Below are 4,927 nucleotides of genomic sequence, written 5' to 3'. Positions count from 1 at the left end.
CGTCGAGTGCATTCGCAAGTGTATCGCTATCAAGCTCAGGGGCGCCGTGAAGGCGGTATAAATGTAGGTGCTTAAACCACATGTCACCAATCCTATTTAAAAGGTGGCACATTATGGCGAAACCAAGCCTTTCCTACCAGCGCCTTAGGGGATTGCCTTGTTGTTGCACTGGTTTAAAACTTGTGTTTGATTTGAAGGGTTTTGTGAATGGTTAACAGATTTTTAGAAATGGGGGTGTTATGTCTACAGCAATATCCAGTGTTGCTCTGCGAGTGCGTGGTTACCATTTAGACGGCTACGGTCACGTCAACAACGCGCGCTATCTTGAATTTATGGAAGAGGGGCGCTGGGCTTTTTTTGATGACCATCCGCGCCTGATAAATCAACTTCATAAGGCAGGCCGAGCGTTTGTCGTGGTCAATTTGAATATTGATTATCGAGCGGCCGCTGTTCAGAACGATGATTTGCAGATTATGACCGGCATAGTAGACGTGGGTGATCGTAGCGCGATTTGCCATCATCGAATTGTGCGTCAAGACGGCGTACTGGTTGCTCAGGCAGATTTGACCTTTGTGCTGCTAGATGTGAAGGCGAATAAGGCCGCTCCTATTGAAGGAGACGTGCGAGAGGTGTTTGAGGGGCTTGTGGTCGATAAAGACGCCTTTTTAGCGTAAAGCGTAATGCCGTTGCCACTGACTGCCCATGGTGCTTATGCAGTGGTATGATGGTGCTGACTCTGCGCGCCGCCTTGTTGTGGTATCAAGGGCGGCTTTTTTAAGCGCTTTCAACTCTCGCAGTGCCAATGCAGTGCAAAGGATCTGACTTTCATGGGTGACATCGCCAGAGAAATCTTGCCCGTCAATATTGAAGACGAGCTTAAACAGTCGTACCTCGACTACGCGATGAGTGTCATTATCGGTCGCGCTCTTCCCGATGTGCGTGACGGCCTCAAGCCTGTTCACCGGCGCGTGCTTTTTGCCATGCACGAGCTGAGCAACGATTGGAATAAACCGTACAAGAAGTCGGCGCGTGTCGTCGGCGATGTCATCGGTAAATACCATCCGCATGGTGATAGTGCGGTGTATGACACTATCGTTCGTATGGCCCAGCACTTTTCCATGCGTCACGTACTGGTGGATGGTCAGGGTAACTTTGGTTCTATTGACGGTGATAACGCGGCCGCCATGCGTTACACCGAGGTGCGCATGGCGCGCCTTGCCCACGAGCTGCTAGCTGACCTGGAAAAAGATACCGTCGATTGGGTCGATAACTACGACGGCACCGAACGTATTCCTGCCGTGCTACCAACCAAAGTTCCTAACCTGTTAATCAATGGGTCATCAGGGATTGCGGTGGGCATGGCGACCAATATCCCGCCCCATAACATGCGGGAAATAATTGATGGTTGTCTGGCGTTAATTGATGATTACACGCTCACCGTTGATGACCTCATGCAGTACATTCCAGGGCCAGATTTCCCTACCGGGGGCATTATCAATGGTCGCGCGGGTATTTTAGATGCTTACCGCACCGGGCGTGGGCGTATCTATGTGCGTGCCTGCCATACGATTGAGCATGATGATAAGAGTGGTCGAGATCACATTATTATCACTGAACTGCCTTACCAGGTGAATAAAGCGCGATTGATCGAGAAAATCGCTGAGCTGGTAAAAGAGAAGAAAATCGAGGGTATTGCTGAGCTCCGCGATGAGTCGGATAAAGACGGCCTGCGCGTGGTGATTGAGATCAAACGCGGCGAGTCAGGTGATGTCGTCGTCAACAACTTGTTTGCGCAAACACAATTGCAAAATGTGTTTGGGATTAACATGGTAGCGCTGGAAAACGGCCAGCCACGCACTCTTAACCTCAAAGAGATGCTTGAGGCGTTTATTCGCCATCGCCGCGAAGTTGTTACTCGCCGTACCTTGTATGAGTTGAAAAAAGCCCGTGAGCGTGGTCATTTGTTGGAGGGTTTGGCAGTTGCCATCTCCAATATTGATGAAGTGATCGAGCTGATTAAGGCATCTCCCAATGCCTCTGAAGCGCGTGAAAAACTGTTGGCTAAAACGTGGCAGCCCGGACAGGTTACCGCGATGCTGGAACGTGCTGGCGCAACCTCATGCAAGCCTGAAGAGCTGGATGAAGGGTTTGGTCTAAATACGGCGGCGACGGAATATCGACTGTCGCCGGCGCAGGCTCAAGCAATTCTAGAGCTTCGTCTGCATCGCCTAACAGGTCTTGAAACCGAGAAGCTGTTAGACGAATACCTGTCGATTCTTGAGAAAATCGCCGAATTTACGACCATCCTGGCGTCTCCAGATCGTCTGATGGAAGTCATCCGAGAAGAGCTGCATGCTGTACGTGAGCAGTATGGCGATGACCGCCGTACGGAAATTCAGGCGAGCCACCTTGATTTGTCGATTGAAGATCTCATCGCTGAAGAAGATATGGTGGTCACTGTTTCCCGCTCAGGCTACGCCAAGACTCAGCCGTTGTCTGATTATCAGGCACAACGCCGTGGTGGGCGAGGTAAGTCAGCCACCGCGATGAAAGATGAAGACGTTATCGAGCACCTGTTGGTCGCATCTACCCATGACACCGTGCTGCTGTTCTCTAACCGAGGCAAGGTGTATTGGCTGAAAGTCTATGAGATGCCGAACGCCAGTCGTGGTTCTCGGGGCAAGCCGCTGGTCAATATGCTGCCGCTTGAAGAAGGCGAAGCCGTCAACGCCATTTTGCCAGTGCGTGATTACGATCCTGAGCACTACATTTTCTTTGCCACGGCGAAAGGTACCGTTAAACGTACCAGTCTTGAGCAATTCTCTCGCCCACGTAGTGTTGGCTTGATCGCCATTGATTTGGAAGAGGGCGACCGTTTGGTGGGGGCTGCTATTACGTCTGGCTCTGATCACGCCATGTTGCTTTCCTCCAACGGTAAGGCGATCCGCTTCGAAGAAGGCAATGTGCGCGCCATGGGCCGTACCGCCCGTGGTGTACGCGGTATGCGCCTGGCGGGGGATGCTGAAGTTATTAGCTTGATCATTCCTAAGAGCCAACAAATTGACGCAGAAGATGACGCCGATGTAGATGCTGATACCCAGCTTGTCGCGGCCGAGAATGCTCAAGCTGAAGGACAGATCTATATTCTCACGGCCAGTGAGAATGGTTACGGTAAGCGTACGCGCCTAGAAGAATTCCCGCTGCGTGGTCGTGGTGGGCAGGGCGTTATTGCCATGCAAACCAGCGAGCGTAACGGCGCTCTAGTGGCCGCAATGCAAGTCTATGACAGCGATGAAATGATGCTGATCACTGATCGTGGCACCTTGGTGCGTACTCGGGTTGAGGAAGTGTCAACGACCTCGCGAAATACTCAGGGCGTTATGCTGATTCGCCTGGGTAAAGAAGAAAAACTAGTTAAAACTGTCCGTGTGGATGAGCCTGCCGAAATAGATGAGCTTGAGTCAGATAGTTCAGAAGCAGACGCTCTAGACACCGGTGCGATTGATACCGATGTCGTCGATAGCGATGCTGTTGATCCCGGCAAGCCAGATAACGCTGACGATGGCGAACAGGAACAGGGAACCGATGACACGTCATTATAACTTTTGTGCAGGGCCAGCGGCCCTGCCTGTTGCCGTGCTTGAACGTGCGCGCAACGAACTGCTGGACTTTCAAGGGCGTGGCTTGTCTGTAATGGAGATGAGTCATCGCAGTGATGAATTTGTCGCTATTGCTGATCGAGCAGAAGCAGATCTGCGTCATTTGCTGGATATTCCCAGTAATTACAAAGTGCTCTTCTTGCAGGGCGGAGCCAGCATGCAGTTTGCGATGCTGCCGATGAATTTGCTTGGTCAAGGGGGATGCGCCAATTTTATCCAAACGGGCATTTGGGGTAAAAAGGCGATTAGTGAAGCCCGGCGGTTAGGGTTTAGCTGTCATATGGCAGCGTGCAGTGAAGTCAATGGTCATACAGCGGTGCCTGATGAACATGCATTGGCGATTAGCAGCGATGCCGCCTATTTGCATTACACCTCAAATGAAACCATCGGTGGCTTAGAGTTCGACTACACGCCAAGGGTGCAACGTGCAGATGGCGCGGATGTACCTTTGGTTTGCGATATGTCGTCGAACATTCTGTCCGGCCCTATTGATGTGACGCAGTTTGGAGTGATTTACGCGGGGGCTCAGAAAAACATTGGCCCGGCTGGCTTAACCTTGGTCGCTATTCGTGATGACTTGCTCGGCAAAGCGCCTAGCTCCATTCCGTCACTGTTTGACTATCAAATGCTTGCGGACGCAGGCTCTATGGTCAACACGCCGCCAACGTTTGCATGGTACTTGGCTGGCCTTGTTTTCCAGTGGTTAAAAGATGACATCGGTGGCTTAGAGGTGATGGATGACATTAACCGGCGCAAAGCGCAGAAGCTTTACGCCGCTATTGATGCCAGTGATTTTTATACTAATCCGATTGCCAGCCGTAACCGTTCCCGCATGAATGTTCCGTTTGTGCTGGCCGACAGCAGTTTAGACAGCGTATTCCTGCAAGAAGCTGACGAGGCGGGGCTTCTTAACCTAAAGGGCCATCGTAGTGTTGGCGGCATGCGTGCGAGTTTATATAACGCGGTGCCTGAAGAGGCCGTTGACGCGCTAATCGCCTTTATGGCGGATTTTGAACAACGAAGAGGCTAACCATCATGTCCGATACGCCAATTAAATTAGACGACTTACGTCAACGTATCGACCAGTTGGATGGCGATATTCTGCGCTTGATTAGTGAGCGCGCCAACTGCGCCCAGCAGGTGGCACACGTTAAGCTTGCTCAAGATAAAGACGCCGTATTTTATCGTCCTGAGCGGGAGGCGCAGGTGCTGCGCCGCATTATGTCGTTGAATCCTGGCCCGCTAGACTCAGAAGAGATGGCGAGGCT

General features: G+C 51.6%; 4 protein-coding genes. All 4 read left to right on the top strand.

The features are described from left to right. The first annotated feature begins 239 nt into the window (after positions 1-239). Entirely contained in the window at positions 240-674 is a 435-nt protein-coding gene (locus tag INT22_RS11335; RefSeq protein WP_089038447.1) for an acyl-CoA thioesterase, read from the top strand. Positions 675-827: 153 nt separating this feature from the next. After that, positions 828-3,602 carry a DNA gyrase subunit A gene (gyrA, locus tag INT22_RS11330; protein ID WP_193060195.1) on the top strand — a complete coding sequence of 925 codons (2,775 nt, stop codon included), beginning with the start codon at positions 828-830 and terminating at the stop codon, positions 3,600-3,602. After that, on the top strand, positions 3,586-4,689 hold the full coding sequence (serC, locus tag INT22_RS11325) for a 3-phosphoserine/phosphohydroxythreonine transaminase (protein ID WP_193060196.1): 1,104 nt from the start codon (positions 3,586-3,588) through the stop codon (positions 4,687-4,689). The genes gyrA and serC overlap by 17 nt, the downstream gene beginning before the upstream one ends. A 5-nt stretch (positions 4,690-4,694) precedes the next feature. After that, the coding region (gene pheA / locus INT22_RS11320) for a chorismate mutase (protein ID WP_193068246.1) at positions 4,695-4,927 on the top strand (233 nt) is incomplete at its 3' end.

The organism is Halomonas sp. 3D7M (assembly GCF_014897885.1).
Taxonomy (GTDB): domain Bacteria; phylum Pseudomonadota; class Gammaproteobacteria; order Pseudomonadales; family Halomonadaceae; genus Vreelandella.
The sequence above is the reverse complement of the archived record's forward strand: the minus strand, read 5'-3'. Positions and strand labels throughout refer to the sequence as shown.